At 66.9% G+C, this 18,359-nt stretch carries 17 protein-coding genes; 5 read left to right on the top strand and 12 right to left on the bottom strand.

What is annotated here, in order from left to right; genetic code table 11:
• Window positions 1-58: 58 nt before the first annotated feature.
• Window positions 59-502 carry a hypothetical protein gene (locus ASE66_RS26610; RefSeq protein WP_057192724.1) on the bottom strand — a complete coding sequence of 148 codons (444 nt, stop codon included), beginning with the start codon at window positions 500-502 and terminating at the stop codon, window positions 59-61.
• Between the two features lie 242 nt (window positions 503-744).
• Between ASE66_RS26610 and ASE66_RS32270 the strand changes: the two genes are divergently transcribed.
• Both ASE66_RS32270 and ASE66_RS26600 read left to right on the top strand, forming a co-directional pair.
• A complete protein-coding gene (locus ASE66_RS32270) occupies window positions 745-1,062 on the top strand; it encodes a hypothetical protein (protein ID WP_156412338.1) in 318 nt (105 codons plus the stop codon).
• Window positions 1,063-1,195: 133 nt separating this feature from the next.
• Complete coding sequence (locus tag ASE66_RS26600) at window positions 1,196-1,423, top strand: hypothetical protein (protein ID WP_156412337.1); 228 nt, start codon at window positions 1,196-1,198, stop codon at window positions 1,421-1,423.
• A gap of 19 nt (window positions 1,424-1,442) precedes the next feature.
• On the opposite strand, the gene dprA is transcribed toward ASE66_RS26600, so the two are convergent.
• The 6 genes from dprA to panB all read right to left on the bottom strand — a co-directional run bounded on the left by dprA (window position 1,443) and on the right by panB (window position 6,693).
• Window positions 1,443-2,651 (bottom strand): DNA-processing protein DprA, encoded by a 1,209-nt coding sequence (dprA, locus tag ASE66_RS26595; protein ID WP_082613749.1) that lies wholly within the window; start codon window positions 2,649-2,651, stop codon window positions 1,443-1,445.
• Entirely contained in the window at window positions 2,652-3,275 is a 624-nt protein-coding gene (gene plsY / locus ASE66_RS26590; RefSeq protein WP_082613748.1) for a glycerol-3-phosphate 1-O-acyltransferase PlsY, read from the bottom strand.
• A 30-nt stretch (window positions 3,276-3,305) separates the two neighbouring features.
• The gene (gene pyrC, locus ASE66_RS26585) at window positions 3,306-4,622 is read right to left on the bottom strand and encodes a dihydroorotase (protein WP_057192721.1); all 1,317 of its coding nucleotides are present in this window, start codon (window positions 4,620-4,622) and stop codon (window positions 3,306-3,308) included.
• Window positions 4,615-4,857, bottom strand: coding sequence for a hypothetical protein (locus ASE66_RS26580; RefSeq protein ID WP_057192720.1), 243 nt, complete (start codon window positions 4,855-4,857; stop codon window positions 4,615-4,617). The genes pyrC and ASE66_RS26580 overlap by 8 nt, the downstream gene beginning before the upstream one ends.
• A 5-nt stretch (window positions 4,858-4,862) precedes the next feature.
• Complete coding sequence (locus ASE66_RS26575; RefSeq protein ID WP_057192719.1) at window positions 4,863-5,807, bottom strand: aspartate carbamoyltransferase catalytic subunit; 945 nt, start codon at window positions 5,805-5,807, stop codon at window positions 4,863-4,865.
• Between the two features lie 64 nt (window positions 5,808-5,871).
• Window positions 5,872-6,693: a 3-methyl-2-oxobutanoate hydroxymethyltransferase gene (gene panB / locus ASE66_RS26570; RefSeq protein ID WP_057192718.1), complete on the bottom strand. Its 822-nt coding sequence runs from the start codon at window positions 6,691-6,693 to the stop codon at window positions 5,872-5,874.
• A 218-nt stretch (window positions 6,694-6,911) separates the two neighbouring features.
• Between panB and topA the strand changes: the two genes are divergently transcribed.
• Window positions 6,912-9,551 carry a type I DNA topoisomerase gene (topA, locus tag ASE66_RS26565; protein ID WP_057192717.1) on the top strand — a complete coding sequence of 880 codons (2,640 nt, stop codon included), beginning with the start codon at window positions 6,912-6,914 and terminating at the stop codon, window positions 9,549-9,551.
• A 79-nt stretch (window positions 9,552-9,630) separates the two neighbouring features.
• Window positions 9,631-11,697 (top strand): methyl-accepting chemotaxis protein, encoded by a 2,067-nt coding sequence (locus tag ASE66_RS26560; RefSeq protein WP_057192716.1) that lies wholly within the window; start codon window positions 9,631-9,633, stop codon window positions 11,695-11,697.
• A gap of 145 nt (window positions 11,698-11,842) precedes the next feature.
• Here ASE66_RS26560 and ASE66_RS26555 read toward each other — a convergent pair whose 3' ends face one another.
• The 5 genes from ASE66_RS26555 to ASE66_RS26535 all read right to left on the bottom strand — a co-directional run bounded on the left by ASE66_RS26555 (window position 11,843) and on the right by ASE66_RS26535 (window position 17,367).
• A complete protein-coding gene (locus tag ASE66_RS26555) occupies window positions 11,843-12,112 on the bottom strand; it encodes a hypothetical protein (protein WP_057192715.1) in 270 nt (89 codons plus the stop codon).
• A 49-nt stretch (window positions 12,113-12,161) separates the two neighbouring features.
• Window positions 12,162-13,286, bottom strand: a complete 1,125-nt coding sequence (locus ASE66_RS26550) for a tlde1 domain-containing protein (RefSeq protein ID WP_057192714.1) — start codon at window positions 13,284-13,286, stop codon at window positions 12,162-12,164.
• A gap of 247 nt (window positions 13,287-13,533) precedes the next feature.
• Window positions 13,534-14,484: a ring-cleaving dioxygenase gene (locus tag ASE66_RS26545; protein ID WP_057192713.1), complete on the bottom strand. Its 951-nt coding sequence runs from the start codon at window positions 14,482-14,484 to the stop codon at window positions 13,534-13,536.
• A gap of 144 nt (window positions 14,485-14,628) precedes the next feature.
• Window positions 14,629-14,940 (bottom strand): hypothetical protein, encoded by a 312-nt coding sequence (locus tag ASE66_RS26540; protein WP_057192712.1) that lies wholly within the window; start codon window positions 14,938-14,940, stop codon window positions 14,629-14,631.
• A gap of 63 nt (window positions 14,941-15,003) precedes the next feature.
• Entirely contained in the window at window positions 15,004-17,367 is a 2,364-nt protein-coding gene (locus ASE66_RS26535; protein ID WP_057192711.1) for a bifunctional salicylyl-CoA 5-hydroxylase/oxidoreductase, read from the bottom strand.
• A 229-nt stretch (window positions 17,368-17,596) separates the two neighbouring features.
• On the opposite strand from ASE66_RS26535, the gene ASE66_RS26530 reads away from it, so the two are divergent.
• On the top strand, window positions 17,597-18,358 hold the full coding sequence (locus tag ASE66_RS26530) for an SDR family NAD(P)-dependent oxidoreductase (protein ID WP_057192710.1): 762 nt from the start codon (window positions 17,597-17,599) through the stop codon (window positions 18,356-18,358).
• The last annotated feature ends 1 nt before the right edge of the window (window position 18,359 follow it).

The following is an 18,359-nucleotide window of genomic DNA, read 5'->3' as shown; positions in this document are numbered from 1 at the left end:
TTGAAGCCTAGGCGCCAGGCGTTCAGAACTGATTAAGGCTGTTTGCCTGGATCAAGCCTCAGCGATAGCTGCCGCCGGCCGGGTCCCGGATATTGTCGGGATAGTAGCCGTAATGGCGCGGAGCATAGTAGCGACGCGGCGCGACATAGACCGGCTCCTCATAGACATAGCTCGGTTCGTAGCCATAGCCGCCACCGCCACCGTAGCCATAGCCACCACCGTAGCCGTAAACGGGTTCGGCATAGCGTGGCCGGCTGGCAGCGATCGCCGCAGCGCCGAGGACGCCGAGACCGACGCCGGCCGCGATCGCCGCACCGCGGTTACCGCCGCGCCAGCCACGGCGATAATACTGCGAATAATCGGCCTGCGCCGCGTCGAGGCGGCTCTTGTCGAAGCCGACCGGGCGGGTCTCACCCGCCATGACCGGCGTCAGGCCTGCTGCCAGAATGCTGCCGGCGACGGCGAGCGTCACGAGGAAGCGGCTCTTTCCGAAATCTGACATGACATTCTCCTGTCGGCGGATGTCCGCCTTGGTGCCCGATCTAGCGCGTCCCGGTTGAACCGGGCCTGAACCAATCGCGGCCGAATTGCGACTGGTGAAAAACGCGCGGGCCGGCAAAACGTTCCATCACAAGAAATTTTATACACGCAGTGATTGCATTCTGCGAAGGTCGGTAGCAAGAATAGCGTTCATCAAACACCGGTTCGTTTCCTCAGGCTGATGCGACCGCGAGGACAGACGAGATGCGAAAAGCAGTGTCACGGCGAGGCAAGGAAGATAAAATCTATCCGGATGACAATCACTTGCCCCAAGTTGGGCGCCCCGGCCGCAGCTCGCTGGCCTCGCCCGGCCCCCACAGCATGGACGCGCTCGCGCGAATGCAATTAGAAGTTGCATATTATATCGAAGAGATCAGCATCGAGCTCGGCGCAATGGCCCGGGCGGCACAGCTCAGCAGCCTCGCCTATTTTGTCGACATGACGCGGCTGGAGGCTGCGATCAATCGCCGAACCTGCCAATTGCAGCTCGGCGAAGCATCCAAGCCGGACATCTCGACCTGAGCGCTCCGTCTTTTGCAGATTATTAAATCATAGGTTGTATAGACACTAATACGCAACCTTACGGGAGTGCCCCATGCCGGCGTCTCCGACGACTATGCCTTTCACTTCCATTGACTTTGCGGCACCTCGCGGCTTGCAGGCCCGCGGCGAGTCCGAAGCCCTGGCGCTGCAACTCCTCGTCGCTCAGAGAGCGCGTCAACGCGATCTGCAGCGCGATGTCGCCTTCAAGGCGGGGACGCTGCTCGCCGACCTCGGCAGCCAGGCCCGCGCCGCCGATCTCGACCTGCTGGTCACCCTCCTCGACCTTGCGGCCGCGGAAGCCGAGCGCGAGCGAGGCCGTTGGGGCGATGCGGCGGACTGAGCCCTCGCAGTTGCCGGGCTCATGCCAGTCGTGAAAGCGCGCCGCCGGCGTGGCGCTGCACCACGCCTTCAAGCTCCAGTTCGAGCAGGATCTGGCTGACTTCGCGTACGGGCCGGCCGCTGGCGCGAACGAGATCGTCCATTGCCACCGGCGTCGCCCCGATCAGCTCGAGCAAGCGGCGACGGGGCGCCTCCTCGACGAGACCGTCCTGCAGCTGAGACTCGCGTTCGAGCTCGAGCTTGGGCGCCGGCAGGATGTCCGGCAGATCGAGCTCCTCCCAGAGCGCTTCCTTCTGGCGCTCCGCTCCGACCTCCTCGCGCGCCAGAATGGGTGCGGAGCCGAACAGGTCGCCCTGTCGGAGCATCGGGGTCAGCGCATCGACGACATGCGCCGTCTCGGCACAGAGGGTCGCGCCTTCGCGAATCAGATGATTGCCGCCCTCGGCACGCGGATCGAGCGGCGAGCCCGGCACGGCGAAGACCTGCCGGCCCTGCTCGTTGGCGAAGCGCGCGGTGATCAGCGAGCCGGATTTGCGTGCCGCTTCGACCACCACCGTCCCGAGCGCCAGGCCAGAGACCAGGCGGTTGCGCCGCGGGAAGTCACGTCCACGCGGCGTCCAGCCGAGCGGCATCTCGCTCAGCGCCGCACCACGCCCGCGGATGCGCTCCAGCAAGGGGATGTTCTGGGGCGGATAGACCTCGTCGAGCCCGCCGGCCAGCACGGCGATCGTGCCGCTCTCCAGGCTCGCCTGATGAGCTGCCGTATCGATGCCGCGGGCCAGGCCAGAGACGACGACGAAGCCGGCCTCGCCCAGCTCGCGCGCCAGCGTCGCGGTGAACTTCAGCCCGGCGGCGGAGGCATTGCGCGAGCCGACCAGCGCGACGCAGGGGCGGTTCAGCACCGCCGGGTCGCCCTCGATCGCGATCAACGGCGGGGCCGAATCGATCGCCTGCAGCGGCACGGGATAGGCGGCTTCGCCGAGCGCGATCAGATGGGCGCTACGCCGGCGCAGTGCCTCGAATTCCCGCTCGGCTTCGGCGAGCGGGCACAGCCTCAGCGTACGCCCCGCCTGCCGGCCGAGTTCCGGCAAGGCTTCGAGCGCGCCAGCCGCGCCGCCGAAACGGTTGACCAGGGTGCGGAAGGTGCGGGGGCCGATGCTTTCGCTGCGGATCAGGCGGAGCCAGTCTAGTCGCTGCCGGTCGTCGAGTGCGAAACCGGCCATCGGCATTCAGCCTTTCTGTCCGATCTTGCCTTCGCGGCCAGAGAACAGCCTCGCAATGTTCTCCCGGTGCATGAACCAGAGCAGCAGCGCGAGGATCGCCATCAGCCCGGCCGCCTGGGCATCGCGCACCCAGAACCAGAGCAGCAGCGGCGTCAGCAGGCTGGCGATCAGGGCCGAGAGCGACGAGTACTTGGTCAGGTAGGCGATGCTGAGCCAGACGGCAGCGAAGATCAGCGCGATCGACCATTTCAGCCCGATCAGGATGCCGAGAAAGGTGGCGACACCCTTGCCGCCCTTGAAGCGCAGCCAGACCGGGAAGAGATGGCCGATGAAGGCACCAAGACCGGCGGCCAGCGCCGCGCTCTTGCCGCCGAGCAGCCAGCCGGCGAGCAGGACCGCGGCGGTGCCCTTCAGCATGTCGCCAATGAGCGTCAGCGCGGCGAGCTTCTTGTTGCCGGTGCGCAGGACATTGGTCGCGCCGATATTGCCGGAGCCGATCGTGCGCAGGTCCGGACCGCCTGAAAGTCGTGTCAGGATGATGCCGAACGGGATCGAGCCGCAGAGATAGCCGAGGACGAGCGCGGCGAGCCCCATCGGGCCCGGATACGCCCAAGCGAACGCCTCAGCCATGTAATCTCCCCTGCCCGTCTTGGCCCAAGCTTACGCAGCTTCGCCGCGATACACCACCCGGCCGCCGACCAGGGTCGCCTGCACCAGCCCCTGCAGCCGCGCCTCGTCGAAGGGCGAGTTCTTGGCGCGCGACTTGAGCTTGCGCTTGTCGACGACGAAGGGTGCGTCGATGTCGATCAAAGCGAGGTCGGCCGGTGCGCCTGCCACGAGTCGTCCGCAGCCCAGGCCCAGCAACTCAGCCGGCCGGCTCGACAGGGCGGCGAACAGCGACGCCAGGCCGATCTGCTCGCTGTGATAGAGCCTGAGCGCCGCCGGCAGCAGCGTCTCGATGCCGAGCGCACCATTGGCCGCCTCGGCGAAAGGCTGGCGCTTGGTCTCGACATCCTGCGGATCATGGTCGGAGACGATCACGTCGATCAGGCCTTCGGCCACCGCCTCGATCATCGCCAGCCGCTCGTCCTCGTGCCGGAGCGGCGGCGAGACCTTGCAGAAGGTGCGGTACTCGCCGACATCGTTCTCGTTCAGGCAGAGATTGTTGATCGAGACGCCGCAGGTGACGTTGAGCCCGTCTTCCTTGGCCCGGCGGATCAGGGCGAGCGAGTCCGAGCAGGAGATCATGGCGGCGTGGTAGCGGGCGCCGGTGGCACGGGCGAGGCGCAGGTCGCGCTCCAGCATCACCGTCTCAGCCTCGTGCGGGATGCCCGGCAGGCCCTTGCGGCTGGCGAACTCGCCCTCGTTCATCACGCCGTCGCCGCGAAGATCCGGATCCTCGACATGGTTCATCAGCAGCGCGTCGAAGTCGCGGGCATAGATCATGGCGCGGCGCATGAGCTGCGGGTTGCGCACGCCGTTGGCGCCGTCGCTGAAGGCGACCGCGCCAGCTTCGAGCAGCAGGCCGAACTCGGTGATCTCCTTCCCTGCCAGCCGCTTGGTCAGCGCCGCCGCCGGCAGGACGTTGACGATCGCTTTGTCGCGGGCGCGGCGCTTGATGAAATCGATGACGGAGGGATCGTCGATCGGCGGATCGGTGTCGGGGCGGCAGATCACCGTGGTGACGCCGCCGGCCGCGGCCGCCTGCGAGCCCGTCCCGAGCGTCTCGCGGAATTCGGCGCCGGGCTCGCCGAGGAAGGCGCGGAGATCGACCAGACCGGGCGCGAGCACGAGTCCCCGGGCCTCTTCCACGGCGATGCCGGTTGGCAGCTCCGGGCGATCGCCACCCCAATGGACATCGGCGATCGCACCGTCGCGGATCAAGACGCTGCCGACGCCCTCGCGGCCGGAAGCTGGATCGACCAGCTGCGCGCCGAGGATCGCAACGTCGCCACTCTGCCCGCTGCTGTCAGCCATCGCTACGCTCGATCCCGTTCTCGCGCTCGCGGCGCTGCGTGAAGACGTAATGCCAGAACCCGACCAGCCCCCAGATGCCGACGCACAGCAGCGCGCCGAGCAGCACGATCAGCCAGGTCCAGGCGGAGCGCGGTTCGGCATAGACGAAACCGGCCATGACCAGGAGGTAGAGGCCGACGAAGACTATCCGAGCCCGGTGCATCTGACGCAGCAGCCAGGCGAGGAAGGCCTCCATCGCGCTCAGCCATTGGGCAGGTGCTGCGCGAGCGCGTCGAGCACCGCCATGCGCACGGCAACGCCCATCTCGACCTGCTCGCGAATCAGCGACTGGGCGCCGTCGGCCACCTCCGACGAGATCTCGACGCCGCGGTTCATCGGGCCGGGATGCATCACGAGCGCATCCGGCGCGGCCAGCGAGAGCTTCTCGCGATCGAGCCCGAAATAGCGGAAATACTCCTTCGAGGATGGCACGAAGGCGCCGTTCATGCGTTCGAGCTGCAGGCGCAGCATCATCACGATGTCGACGCCCTCCAGCCCCTTCTTCATGTCGCGGAAGACCTCGACGCCCATCCGTTCGACACCGGTCGGCAGCAGGGTTGAGGGTGCGATCAGGCGTACCTTGGCGCCGAGCGCACTCAGCAGGATGATGTTCGAGCGGGCGACGCGCGAATGCAGGATGTCGCCGCAGATCGCGACGGTCAGCCCGGCGATGCGGCCCTTGTTGCGGCGGATCGTCAGCGCGTCGAGCAGCGCCTGCGTCGGGTGCTCATGGGCGCCGTCGCCGGCATTGACCACGGAACAATCGACCTTGCGGGCAAGCAGGTTGACGGCGCCGGCCGCGTGATGGCGGACTACCAGGATGTCGGGCCGCATCGCGTTCAGCGTCGCGGCGGTGTCGATCAGCGTCTCGCCCTTCTTCACCGAGGAGGAGCCGACCGACATGTTCATCACGTCGGCGCCGAGGCGCTTGCCCGCGAGCTCGAACGAGGCCTGCGTGCGCGTCGAGGGCTCGAAGAACAGGTTGATCTGCGTCCGGCCGCGCAGCGTCGCCGTCTTCTTCTCGATCTGGCGTGAGAGCGCGACATAGGTCTCGGCGCGCTCAAGCAGCGCCTCGATATCCAAATGAGACAGCCCCTCGATCCCGAGGAGGTGCCGGTGCGGATAGAGCGGTGCGGACGATGTCATTTGAAGACCGCTGTTTAGGGGCGAGTCGTGGCCAGCGCAAGGCAGCGCGCGTGTTCCCTGTGGGTCACTCCGCTTTCAAGGCATAGACGTGCTGCTCGCCCGGAAACTGGCGGCCGCGCACCTCGGCGGCATAGGTCTGCACCGCCTCGCGCACCTGTCCGGCGAGATCGCCATAGGCCTTGACGAATTTTGGCACCCGGCCGGTGAGGCCCAGCATGTCGTCGAGCACCAGCACCTGCCCGTCGCAGGCGGCGGAGGCGCCGATGCCGATGGTCGGGATCGCGATCCGGCCGGTGATCTCGGCCGCCAACGGCTCGGCGACCGCCTCGACCACGAGAGAGAATGCGCCGGCATCGGCAATCGCCTCGGCATCGGCGATGAGCGCCGGCCACTGCGCCCTGCTGCGCCCCTGGGCCTTGTAGCCGCCGAGTGTGTTGACCGCCTGCGGCGTCAGGCCGACATGGCCCATCACCGGCACGCCGCGTTCGACCAGGAAGCGCACCGTCTCTGCCATGCGGACGCCACCCTCGAGCTTCACCGCTCCTGCGCCAGTCTCCTTGAGGAGCCGGGCGGCGTTGCGGAAGGCCTGCTCGCGGCTCTCTTCATAGCTGCCGAAGGGCATGTCGATCACGACAAGCGCGCGCGCCGTGGCGCGCGTCACCGCCTGACCGTGCAGGCTCATCATCTCCAGCGTCACCGGAACCGTGCTGTCGAGCCCGTAGACGACCATGCCGAGCGAGTCGCCGACCAGCACGACGTCGGCGACTTCGTCGACGATCCGCGCCATCGGCGCCGTATAGGCAGTCAGGGAAACGAGCGGCTCGCCACCCTTGCGGCCGCGAATGTCGAGAGAGGTCAGCCGGGTTGTCCGGTTTTGCGACGACATGCTCAGCTCTCCAAAATCGGCGCAGGAAACAGCGACGGCTGCTGACCTAGCCTGACCGCCCTGCTCCGAAAAGCAGAATCGGGTTTGACAGGATCGGCCGCGTGAACCACTTTCGCGCGCAATCCCGAACCGCTATCAACGCGCCCCGCGCCAAGTTCGGCGAGGCCGGAAAGATACGTGTCCGGGCCTCGCCTCTTGTTTATGAGATTTGAAGCGTCATGAAGCTCCTCGTCGTCGAGTCGCCGGCCAAGGCCAAGACGATCAATAAGTATCTCGGGCCCGACTACGAGGTGATCGCCTCGTTCGGGCACATTCGCGATCTCCCCGCGAAGGACGGCTCGGTCGATCCCGATAACGACTTCGCCATGCTCTGGGAGACGGAAGGGCGCGGCGCCAAGCAGGTCGCCGAGATCGCGCGGGCGGCAAAGAACGCCGAGAAGGTCATTCTCGCCACCGACCCGGATCGCGAGGGCGAGGCGATTTCGTGGCATGTGCTGGAGGCACTGAACCAGAAGCGCGTGCTCAAAGGCATCCCGGTCGAGCGCGTCACCTTCAACGCCGTGACCAAGGACGCCGTGCAGAAGGCGCTGGCCAATCCGCGCCCGATCGACCAGGCGCTGGTCGACGCCTACCTAGCCCGGCGCGCACTCGACTATCTCGTCGGCTTCACGCTCTCGCCGGTGCTCTGGCGCAAGCTTCCCGGCGCCCGCTCGGCCGGCCGCGTGCAATCGGTCGCGCTGCGCCTGGTCAGTGACCGCGAGCGCGAGATCGAGGCCTTCCGGGCGCGCGAATACTGGTCGCTGATCGCGACGCTCGCGACCGGCAGCGGCGCGACCTTCGACGCCCGCCTCTCCGGCGCCGACGGCAAGAAGATCACGCGGCTCGACATCGGCACAGGCGATGAGGCCGCGGCCTTCAAGGCCGCGCTGGAGACCGCGAGGTTCTCGGTCGCCGAAGTCGAAGCCAAGCCGGTCAGGCGCCACCCCCAGCCGCCTTTCCAGACCTCCACCCTGCAGCAGGAGGCCTCGCGCAAGCTCGGCATGGCGCCGGCCCGCACCATGCAGGTGGCGCAGCGCCTCTATGAGGGCGTCGATACCGGCGGTGAGACCGTCGGCCTGATCACCTATATGCGAACCGACGGCGTCGACATGGACGGCTCGGCGATCACGGCGGCCCGGCAGGTCATCGGCAAGGAGTTCGGCGACAATTACGTGCCGGACGCTCCGCGCAAGTACACGGTCAAGGCCAAGAACGCGCAGGAGGCCCACGAGGCCATCCGCCCGACCGATATGGGCAGGCTTCCGGCCATGGTCGCGCGCCATCTCGAACCGGAGCAGGCCAAGCTCTACGAACTGATCTGGAAGCGCACCATCGCCAGCCAGATGGAATCGGCCTCGATGGAGCGCACAACGGTCGATATCGCCGCCCAGGTCGGCGCCCGCGCTCTCGAACTGCGTGCGACCGGCCAGGTCGTGCTCTTCGACGGCTTCCTGAAGCTCTATCAGGAAAGCCGCGACGACGAGGAAGACGAGGATTCAAAGAAGCTGCCGGCGATGAAGGCGGGCGATCCGCTGGAGAAGCGCGCCATCGCTGCCGACCAGCACTTCACCGAGCCGCCGCCGCGCTTCTCGGAAGCGAGCCTGGTCAAGCGCATGGAAGAGCTCGGGATCGGCCGGCCCTCGACCTATGCCGCGACGCTGGCGACACTGCGCGACCGCGAGTATGTCCGGATCGAGAAGAAGCGGCTCGTGCCCGAGGACAAGGGCATGCTGGTCACGGCGTTCCTGGAATCCTTCTTCAAGCGCTATGTCGAGTTCGACTTCACCGCCAGCCTGGAAGAGAAGCTCGACCTGGTCTCCAGTGGCGACGTCGACTGGAAAGTGCTTCTGCGCGAATTCTGGGATGAATTCACCAAGTCGATCGGCGAAACCAAGGAGCTGCGCGTCGGCGACGTGCTCGAGGCGCTGAACGGTATTCTGGGTCAGCACGTCTTCCCGGCGCGCGCCGATGGCGGCGATCCGCGCTCCTGCCAGGTCTGCGGCACCGGCACGCTCTCGCTCAAGCTCGGCAAGTTCGGCGCCTTCGTCGGCTGCTCGAACTATCCCGAATGCCGCTTCACCCGCCCGCTCAGCGCCTCGGCCGCCGATGGCGAGGCCTCGGCCGAGGGCGGCCAGACACAGAACGGCGTGCGGATACTCGGCAAGGACCCGGTCACGGATCTCGAAGTCACCGCGCGCGACGGCCGCTTCGGCCCCTATATCCAGCTCGGCGAGGGCGAGAAGCCAAAGCGTTCGAGCCTGCCCAAGGGCGAGACCGTCGGTTCGTTGACGCTGGAGAAGGCACTCGCTTTGCTCTCGCTGCCGCGCGAGGTCGCCAAGCATCCGACCAGCGGCGAGCCGATCCTCGCCGGCATCGGCCGCTACGGTCCTTACGTCCAGCACGGCAAGACCTACGCCAATATCGACAAGGAAGACGACATCCTCGAGATCGGCGCGAACCGGGCGATCGACCTGATCGTCGCCAAGGAGAGCGGCGCAGGTGGCCGCCGCTTCGGCAATGCCGCAGCGACGCCGGGACGCGAGCTCGGCGAGCATCCGCAAGGTGGCAAGATGGAGGTCAGGGCCGGCAAATACGGGCCCTATGTCGCCTGGGGCAAGGTCTACGCCACCCTGCCGAAGACCATGGCGCAGGAGAGCATCACCGCCGAGCAGGCGATCGAGCTGGTCAACGCCAAGGCTGCGGCCGGCGGCGGCGCGAAGGGCAAGACGAAAGCACCTGCCAAGAAGCCGGCTGCGGCCAAGAAAGCCCCTGCGAAGGCAAAGAGCGCCAAGCCCAAGAAGGCCGCCGCCAAGAGCTGAGGCCAGGTTAACTCCGGATTCAAGACCCTAGGTTACCTTGCGGCGTCGCAATTAAAATAGCGGCCTGCGAGGGGACATTATGAAATCCATCAGGACCCAGATTCTGGGGCTGATCGCGATTGTCGCGGCCGGCGCCTTGGTTGCACTCGGCTGCGCATTGCTGGCGATGACCCGCCTCGACACGATGAACGGCCGTTCGTCGCAACAGAGCCAAATCGCCCTCGCCGCCGAACGGCTCAATGTCGCGGTCAACCTGGTGGTCGCCGATTCCTACCTGGTCTTCACCGCCCGCAACCCGCATTACGCGGGGATCGCTGCGACAACGGTCGAAGCCGGCCTGTTCAATGTCGAGCAACGCCGGAAGGACCTCGCCGAGATCGTCCCTTCCGGCGAGAGCGAGCGCATGGAGAAGATCAACGGGCTCATCGCCGAGTTCATCGTCATCCGGACCGAAACGACGCGCCTCGTCCGGGAGATCTCGGCGCGGGCCGCCGAAGCCTGGGGCAACAGCGACGCCAGCAAGAAGAACCGCGCGGCGCTTCAGCAAGAGCTCACCTCCCTCAGCAGCTTCAACGAAACGCGTGCCAGCGAGCTCGATGCAGACGCCAGCGCCTTTTTGGGGCAGGTCCGGATCTGGCTGCCGGTCGCGCTCGTGCTGGTGCTGGGCGCAGCCATCTTCGGCGCGCTGGTCTTCTCACGGCGCTCGATCATCCGTCCGCTGGTCGATCTCGGCGGGACGATGAGCCGCCTGACCGCAGGCGAGACCCAGATCGAGGTGCCGCATACCAAGCGCCGCGACGAGATCGGCGAGATGGCGCGGGCGGTTTCCGTCCTGCGCCAGAGCACCGAGCAGGTAGCACTGCTACAGGAGCAGGAGCGCGCGGCCTCGGCGGCGCGGATTCGCTCGGCCGAGGCGATGGCCTCGGTGGTGTCGGATGTCGGCGAGGTCGTCGCCGCCGCTGCCGCCGGCGACTTCTCGGCGCGGCTCCAGATCGACCATGGCGACGAGCAGATGCAGAAGCTGGTCGCCGGGATCAACGAGATCAACGCAGTCGTCGACAGCGCCACGACCGAGTTCGTCGCGGTGCTGCAGGCGCTGGCAGCCGGCGACCTGACCAACCAGGTGCCGACGGCCTATCGCGGCCGCTTCGCCGAGCTGAAGGATGCGATCAACGAGACGATGGCGCGCCTGTCCTCGACGGTCAGCACGATCCAGACCATGTCAGCCGAAGTCGGCCTGTCGGCGCGCGAGATCAACATGGGTGCGGACGACCTCTCCAAGCGGACGGAGGAGCAGGCTTCCTCGCTGGAGGAGAGCGCCGCGACCACCGAGGAACTCGCCGCCTCGGTGAAGGCTGCCGCCCAGGCCGCCCAGCAGGCCGTGCGCCAGGCCGGCGAAGCCATGCAGGTCGCGCAGGCCGGTGGCAACATCGTCACCGACGCGGTCTCGGCGATGGAGCGCATCGAGCAGGCTTCGAAGAAGATTTCCGCCATCACCCGCGTGATCGACGACATCGCCTTCCAGACCAATTTGCTGGCGCTGAATGCGGCGGTCGAGGCCGCCCGCGCCGGCGATGCCGGCAAGGGCTTCGCCGTCGTCGCCTCCGAGGTGCGCACCCTGGCGCAGCGTTCGGGCGAGGCGGCCAAGGACATCTCCGGGCTGATCTCGTCCTCGAACATCGAGGTCGAGGCCGGCGTGAAGCTGGTGCGTCAGACTGGCGATGCGCTGACCCGAATCGTCGCGGCCTCGCAGAACGTCCAGGCGACCGTCTCCGAGGTGGCCGCGGCCTCGAGCGAGCAGGCCAACGGCATCGAGGAGATGAGCCAGACCGTCGCCCATATGGACGAGATGACCCAGGCGAACGCCGCGTTGGCCGAGCAGAGCGCCGCCTCCGCCAGCGCGCTGTCGAGCAAGATCGGCGAGCTCAACACCCTGGTCTCCGGCTTCCGGACCGGCAAGAGCGCTGTCGCCGGGTCGCAGCAGTCGGCCGTATCCGAGCCGGAACGGCTGCGGACGCTGGCGGAAGCCGCCTTTGCTCAGCAGCCAACGCCGCGCCGTGAGCGCGCTGCGCCTGTCTCTGCCCCGGCGCCCTCCCGCAAGGTCGCGAACGCCCGTGGCGGTGACGCAGGCTGGGAAGAGTTCTGAGAGAGGCCGAAGCCCCGAGCCCGCGGCGCACAGGCCAGGGGCTCACCCGTCGTTGCGAGCGCCATGACGGGTGAGTAGACCCCTGCTCCAGGTCAAACCGCCGTGCCGACTAGCGGCTGAAGCGAGCTTCACGCGGCCCCTCCTGTCAGTGCCGCCTGATACGCTGAAGGTGGCAGGTCTTGACCCGCCCGCCCCTTCCATCCGAGCGCCAGCTGCAGCCCGGATTGCGCGGCCGGCCTTCATGGATGTGATAGACGCCGCGGTTCCTGCGGTCGAAGCGCTGGTTCGAGGCATCATGCCCGCCAATGCGGACATTGTTGCCGAGACGCACTTCGGCGGCGGCCGGGCCGGCCACCGCCAGTGGGAGCACCAATGCCGTGAGTGCGAGCAGGCGCGTCGCAAGATGAGCCATCATCCGCAGATCAGACCCGCCGGGCGCCTATGGCGCAAGGCTTGCCGAGCGCTCAGCTCCGCCCGGCCACGACCACGAGCTGCTTGATCTCGCCGCGCAGGAATGCCTGCAGGAAACGGTCATAGTCCTTGACCGAGACACAGCCATTGGAATCGCCGCGCGGGCCAAGCAGGTAGGTGTGCAACAGCAGGCCGGTGCGGCCGAAGATCTTGCCGGCGCCGCCGACCGGGTGCATGCGGATGGCGCGGACGCCGTGGAACAGCGCCTCGCGCTCGGTGAGATTATAGACATGCGGCGGCGTCGGACCCTTCATCCGGACATGGACGAAGCGGAGGTCGTTCATCATCTCGCCGAAGCCGGAATTGGCCTCCAGCCGCTCGCCATTGGGCAGATGAACCACGCGCGCGCTGATGTCGTAGACCGCGGTTTTGCCGCTGGCGGCCGGTGTCGTCGAGGCCATCGGCGCCGGCATGGGGGCCGGGGCAACGGTGAGGCCACTGCCGCGGCCGCCGCGCTGGGTGATGTCGTCCTGCGGCGCGGCATAGGCGAGACGCTCGCCGGTGGCCTGCGGCGCATTGGCATTCACGCCGAAGAGCTTCTCGAAGAAGGAGCGGTTGTCAGCGGTGGCCTCGGCCTTGGTGGCCACGTCCTTGCCCTGGCGCGAGGTCGCGCGTGTCGCGACGCGCGGCTCGGGCGGCGTCGGCAGCTTCAGGTCGGACGGGCGCGGGACGGGACGGGGCGCGGTCAGGGCGATGCGCGGCGGCTCGGTCGCCGGCTGGATAGCGATCGTAGTCGTCGCCACGCTCGGAGCGACCGGCTCGGACGGCGCGATCGAGCCGGTGGTTTCAGGATCGATCATGGCCACTTGCGGGGCCGACGTCGCCGACTGGAAGCGCCCCGACAACGGCGCGCTCTCGGCGAGCGATTGTGCGACATAGCCGACGACATAGCCGGGACGGAGCAGCGGGGTCGGGCTGTGGGCAGAGGCCGGATGCGCCTGTGCCTGCCTCTGCATCGGCGAAGGCGCCGCATGCTCGGCCTGCCTGTTCGACCAGACCGACACGCCTGCCATCGCGCTACCGGCGACGGCCACGAGGACGCCAAGGCGGATGAAGGGGCTGCCGCGCCGGCGCTTCAGACTATAGGAATAGCCGGCGAACTTGTTCGAGCTACGCATACGCAACGCCTCGGGACACCATGCAGGCATCCCGCTGAGGCGCAGCGCCCTACTCGTCTCGCCAGCGCCCTCGATCGCGCGCCAGGCAGACCGTACCGGCCTGTTCGTCAGTCTCGGGAAGCCCCAACCTCGTCCTCGCATTGAGCGCGAACCTGGTTAATTCCCGATGAATCGAAACAGTTTTACGGAAAAGCCGTTCGCGCCGCGGCCGAGGTGGCCGCAGCGCTTTTTGAGGGGGCGGACTTCGTCAGGCCAGAGGCTTCAGGCCCGCCTCGATCGCTGCGCGCTTCGGCTCGAGGAAGGGCGGCAGCGCGAGCCCCTCGCCCATCGTCTCGAAGGGCTCGTCGGCGGCGAAACCCGGTCCGTCGCTGGCGATCTCGATCAGCACCCCGTTCGGCTCGCGCAGATAGAGCGAGCGGAAATAGAAGCGATCGACCGGCCCGCTGTTCGGGTAGCCGGATTCACGCAGCCGCTCGGCCCAGGCGTCGTATTCGCCGAAGCTCGGCGTACGCAGCGCCAGATGGTGGACGCCGCCAGCGCCTTCGCGGGCCGGAGCCAGACCGGGCTCGACCGCGACGTTGAGCTCGGCTGCCGGGCCGCCCTCGCCGATCCGGAAGACATGGATGTCGCCGGTGGCGTGGGCCGCGTCGCGATAGTCCGCGATGCGCTCCAGCCCGAGCAGCTTGGTCAGGACGAGCTCGGTCCGCTCGATCTGCGGCACCGAGATCGTCACGGGCCCAAGGCCGCGGATCTGGTGCTCGGCCGGAACCGGGCTCTTCTCCCAGGCGACGAAGGGGATTTCGCCGCCATCGACGATAAGCGTCAGGCGCTGGCCTTCCGGATCCTCGAAATCAATGATGGCGCGGCCGTTGAGCAGGCGCGTATCGGAGACCTTGACACCCGCCGCCGTCAGCCGCTCGCGCCAGAAGTCGAGCGAAGCTTCGCTGGCGACCCTGAGGGAGGTGCGAGTGATCGAGTTTGTCCCGCGCCGAGCGGGAGACGTCGGCCAGTCGAAGAAGGTCAGGTCGGTCCCGGGCGAGCCGGCGCCGTCGGCATAGAACAGGTGATAGGCGGAGGTGTCGTCCTGGTTCACCGTCTTCTTGACCAGGCGCAGGCCGAGCGTCTCGACATAGAAGCGCCGGTTCTGGGCTGCCTGGGCGGTGATGGCGGTGACGTGGTGGACGCCGGTGAGTTGCATGATCTGGGCCCCTTGGTTGTGCGTCTTATCGAAAGACGCTGCAGGATCGGTTGCCCAGGAAGATAGTCGTTGCGACGATGCCATAAAGACAACGCCGATCCAATCATGAATTGCAATTTTGCAATACCGCTCGCTCTCTCACTTCTAGGGAGCTGGCGTCGCCGGCGTCTCCGATTGCTTCGGCATGCTGCTCTTGTCGCCCGGAGCCGGCGGCGTGGTGCAATCCTGCGGCTTGTTCTTGCAGTCGTAGACCATGGTCGGCGCTGCCGATTGACCGGCCTGTCCGGCCGAAGGCAGGATCATGTTCTGGCCCTTGTCGACCTGGCTCGGATGCGTTGTGGTTGGGCCGACGCCGGAATTGTCGGGCTGTTTCGTGGTTTGAGGTGTCTGCGCCATGGCGGCGGTGGTCAGTGCGACCGTCGTCAGCAGGGCAAGCATCGTCGTCCTGGCAGTCATGGCGAATCTCCGGTTGATCGAGGAATTCCTCGATCAACCCGCCACTGCATGAGGAAGTTCCGGCTACTCTGCCGCCCGCGCCGCCGGAATGGTCATCGCATCAGCCGGCGCGCTGCCATGCCGGCTCGGCTTGGCCTTGAGCTTGAGGGTCTCCAGTTCCTCCCGCTCGCGCGGCGTGTTGCGCATCAGCTGGTCCTTGCCGGGCTGGTACTGCACCGGCTGCGCGACATCCGCGCCATACCAGGCTGCTGCCCTGAGCACGAAGGACGGGTCGGCCAGATGTGGACGGCCGAGCGCGACGAGATCGGCGCGGCCGGCGGCGACGATCGTGTTGGCCTGGTCGGCCGTAGTGATGGCGCCGACGCACATGGTTGCGATGCCGGCCTCGTTACGGATGCGGTCGGAGAACGGGGTCTGGAACATGCGGCCATAGAGCGGCCGGGCCCGCGGCGTGGTCTGCCCGGTCGAGACGTCGACGAGGTCGCAGCCAGCTTCGGCAAACGCTTCCGAGATCGCGACCGACTCGTCCGGGCTGATGCCTCCATCCTGCCAGTCGGTCGCCGAAATGCGTACCGACATCGGCTTGTCGGCTGGCCAGATTTCGCGAAGTGCGGCAAAGACTTCGAGCGGATAGCGCAGGCGATTTTCGAGCGCGCCGCCATAGGCGTCCGTGCGCTGGTTGGTCAGCGGCGAGAGGAAGCTCGCCAGCAGATAGCCATGGGCGCAGTGCAGCTCGAGCATGTCGAAGCCAATGCGCAGGCCACGCTCGGCCGCCGCGACGAAATCGGCCGTGATCCGGTCCATATCGGCGCGTGTCAGCTCACGCGGAACCTGACTCTCGGGATAGTACGGCAAGGGCGAGGCCGAGACGATCGGCCAGGCACCTTCCGCGAGCGGGCGGTCCATCCCGTCCCACATCAGCTTGCTCGCACCCTTGCGCCCGGCATGGCCGAGCTGCAGGCAGAGCTTCGCAGCCGAATTGCCGTGGACGAAGTCGACGATGCGCCTCCAGGCCGCTTCCTGCGCGTCGGTGTAGAGGCCCGTGCAGCCAGGGGTGATGCGGGCATCGGCCGAGACGCAGGTCATCTCGGTGAAGACGAGCCCTGCCCCGCCGACGGCGCGCGCACCATAGTGCATCAGGTGCCAGTCGCCCGGCAGCCCCTCTTGCGCCGAATACTGGCACATCGGCGAGACGACGAAGCGGTTCGCCACCTTCATCTCACGGAGACGGAAAGGCTGGAACGCTGGCGGCACCGGCGTGCCGTCGCGACGCGTGGCCTGGTCGGCGCCGAGATCGTCGGCGACCACCTTGTCGATCGCTGCGACGAACTCGGGCGCGCGCAGAGCGAGATTGTCGTAGGTGATCGCCTTGGAGCGGGTCATCAGGCCGAAGGCGAAGCGCAGCGGCTCGAAATCCCAGAAGCGATTGAGCTGTTCGAACCAGACCAGCGAGACGTCGGCGGCATGCTGGGTCTTCTCGACTTCCTCGCGCCGACCGGTCTCGAAGGCGGCGAGCGCCGCCTTGACGTCGAGCCCGGCACGCTGGAAGGCGCGGTGCAGCGCGATCGAATCCTCCATGGCGAGCTTGGTGCCGGAGCCGATCGAGAAATGCGCCGTCGCCTTGGCGTCGCCGAGCAGCACGACATTGTCGACCACCCAGTTGCTGCAACGGATCATCGGGAATTGCCGCCAGAGCGAGCGGTTGGCGATCAGCCGGTGGCCCTGCAATTCCTCGGCGAAGACCTGCTCGAGCAAGGCGGCCGTGCCGGCCTCGTCCATGCCTTCCAGCCCGGCGCGGGCGAAGGTCTCAGGGTCCGTTTCCAGCACCCAGGTCGATTGCCCCGGCTCGTACTGGTAGCAATGGGCGATGAAGACGCCGTGCTGCGTCTGCTTGAAGAAGAAGGTGAAGGCGTCGAAGGGCCGGGTCGAGCCCATCCATACGAAGCGGTTCGGCCTGAGGTCGACCTCGGGCGCGAAGCGCTCGCGATCGCCCTCGCGAATGCGGCTGTTGATGCCGTCGGCGGCGACGACGAGGTCGTAGTCGCGCTTCAGCACCGCGACGTCCTCGATCTCCTGCGAGAAGACGAGCTTGACGCCGACCTGGCGCGCCCGCTCCTGCAGCAGCATCAGCAGCGTCCGGCGCGAGCAGCCGCAGAAGCCGTTGCCGGGCACGCGGCGCACCGTACCTTTGAAGTGAATCTCGATATCGTCCCAATAGGCGAAGCTGCGGACGATCGCCTCGTAGCTCGGAAGGTCGGCCGCCTTGAACAGGTCGAGCGTCTGGTCGGAGAAGACGACGCCGAAGCCGAAGGTGTCGTCGGGGCGGTTGCGCTCGAAGACGGTGACGTCGAGCTCAGGCCAGTCCCGCTTCATCAGCAGCGCGTAATAGAGACCTGCCGGCCCGCCGCCCACCACCGCAATGCGCATGACGCTCTCCTTGGCTGATAAAATCATTTTAAACCTAAAATAATTTTGGCTCAAGCCTCGATCTGAAAGCCGCACCCGCCGCGCCTGAGATTACATCTGACCTCAACTCGAATGCCATATAAAGTGCTGTTAAATAGGCATTTTTCATATTCATTCCTCATCTCTCGCCGTCCCTCTTGCAAAATGTTTCAGACCTAAAATATATTGACCCCAAGAGGGAGTGAACGGCATGGCATCGGCTCTGGCGGGACAGCATGCCCTGGTGAGCGGCGGCGGACGCGGCATCGGCCGCGCCATCGCTTTCGCTCTGCGCCAGGCCGGCGCCCGCGTCTCGATCATCGGCCGCAATGACGACATCCTGCAACAGGCTGTGCTCGATGGTGCTGCGGATGCCGCCCACTCCGTCGATGTCACCGACGAGGCGGCGGTGCGCGAGGTGATGGCCGGGCTCGCGGCGGGACAGCCTTTCGACATCGTCGTTGCCAATGCCGGCGCGGCCGAGAGCACCAGCTTTCAGCGCAGCGATGCCGAGCTGTTCCGGCGCATGGTCGAGATCAACCTTATCGGTGCGGTGAACTGCTTCCGGCCCGCGCTGCCCGCCATGACCCAGCGCGGCTCCGGCCGGCTGATCGCAATCGCCTCGACGGCGGGGCATCGCGGCTATGCTTACGTTTCGGCCTATGTCGCGGCCAAGCATGCGGTGGTCGGCCTCGTGCGCTCGCTGGCGCTGGAGACCGCGCGCAGCGGCGTCACCGTCAATGCCGTCTGCCCCGGCTATACCGATACCGACATGGTCGCCGGCAGCCTGACCACGATCGCGGCCAAGACCGGTAAGAGCCGCGAAGAGGCGCTGGCGGAGCTGACCAAGGACAATCCGCAGCACCGGCTGATCACGCCGGAGGAAGTCGCGGCCGCCGTCCTCAATCTCTGCGACGCCCAGAGCCGCGGCATCACCGGCCAATCCGTCCTGATCAATGGCGGGGAGTTCTGAC

This window comes from Allobosea sp. Root483D1 (assembly GCF_001429505.1).
GTDB lineage: Bacteria > Pseudomonadota > Alphaproteobacteria > Rhizobiales > Beijerinckiaceae > Allobosea.
Note: the sequence above shows the minus strand (reverse complement) of the source record. Positions and strands in the feature narration are given on the sequence as shown.

Excerpts from the sequence above, each read along its gene's own strand:
- ASE66_RS26610 (WP_057192724.1), bottom strand. The coding sequence starts at position 502 with ATGTCAGATTTCGGAAAGAGCCGCTTCCTCGTGACGCTCGCCGTCGCC.
- ASE66_RS32270 (WP_156412338.1), top strand. The coding sequence starts at position 745 with ATGCGAAAAGCAGTGTCACGGCGAGGCAAGGAAGATAAAATCTATCCG.
- dprA (WP_082613749.1), bottom strand. The coding sequence starts at position 2,651 with ATGCCGATGGCCGGTTTCGCACTCGACGACCGGCAGCGACTAGACTGG.
- plsY (WP_082613748.1), bottom strand. The coding sequence starts at position 3,275 with ATGGCTGAGGCGTTCGCTTGGGCGTATCCGGGCCCGATGGGGCTCGCC.
- pyrC (WP_057192721.1), bottom strand. The coding sequence starts at position 4,622 with ATGGCTGACAGCAGCGGGCAGAGTGGCGACGTTGCGATCCTCGGCGCG.
- ASE66_RS26580 (WP_057192720.1), bottom strand. The coding sequence starts at position 4,857 with ATGGAGGCCTTCCTCGCCTGGCTGCTGCGTCAGATGCACCGGGCTCGG.
- ASE66_RS26575 (WP_057192719.1), bottom strand. The coding sequence starts at position 5,807 with ATGACATCGTCCGCACCGCTCTATCCGCACCGGCACCTCCTCGGGATC.
- panB (WP_057192718.1), bottom strand. The coding sequence starts at position 6,693 with ATGTCGTCGCAAAACCGGACAACCCGGCTGACCTCTCTCGACATTCGC.
- topA (WP_057192717.1), top strand. The coding sequence starts at position 6,912 with ATGAAGCTCCTCGTCGTCGAGTCGCCGGCCAAGGCCAAGACGATCAAT.
- ASE66_RS26560 (WP_057192716.1), top strand. The coding sequence starts at position 9,631 with ATGAAATCCATCAGGACCCAGATTCTGGGGCTGATCGCGATTGTCGCG.
- ASE66_RS26555 (WP_057192715.1), bottom strand. The coding sequence starts at position 12,112 with ATGATGGCTCATCTTGCGACGCGCCTGCTCGCACTCACGGCATTGGTG.
- ASE66_RS26550 (WP_057192714.1), bottom strand. The coding sequence starts at position 13,286 with ATGCGTAGCTCGAACAAGTTCGCCGGCTATTCCTATAGTCTGAAGCGC.
- ASE66_RS26545 (WP_057192713.1), bottom strand. The coding sequence starts at position 14,484 with ATGCAACTCACCGGCGTCCACCACGTCACCGCCATCACCGCCCAGGCA.
- ASE66_RS26540 (WP_057192712.1), bottom strand. The coding sequence starts at position 14,940 with ATGACTGCCAGGACGACGATGCTTGCCCTGCTGACGACGGTCGCACTG.
- ASE66_RS26535 (WP_057192711.1), bottom strand. The coding sequence starts at position 17,367 with ATGCGCATTGCGGTGGTGGGCGGCGGGCCGGCAGGTCTCTATTACGCG.
- ASE66_RS26530 (WP_057192710.1), top strand. The coding sequence starts at position 17,597 with ATGGCATCGGCTCTGGCGGGACAGCATGCCCTGGTGAGCGGCGGCGGA.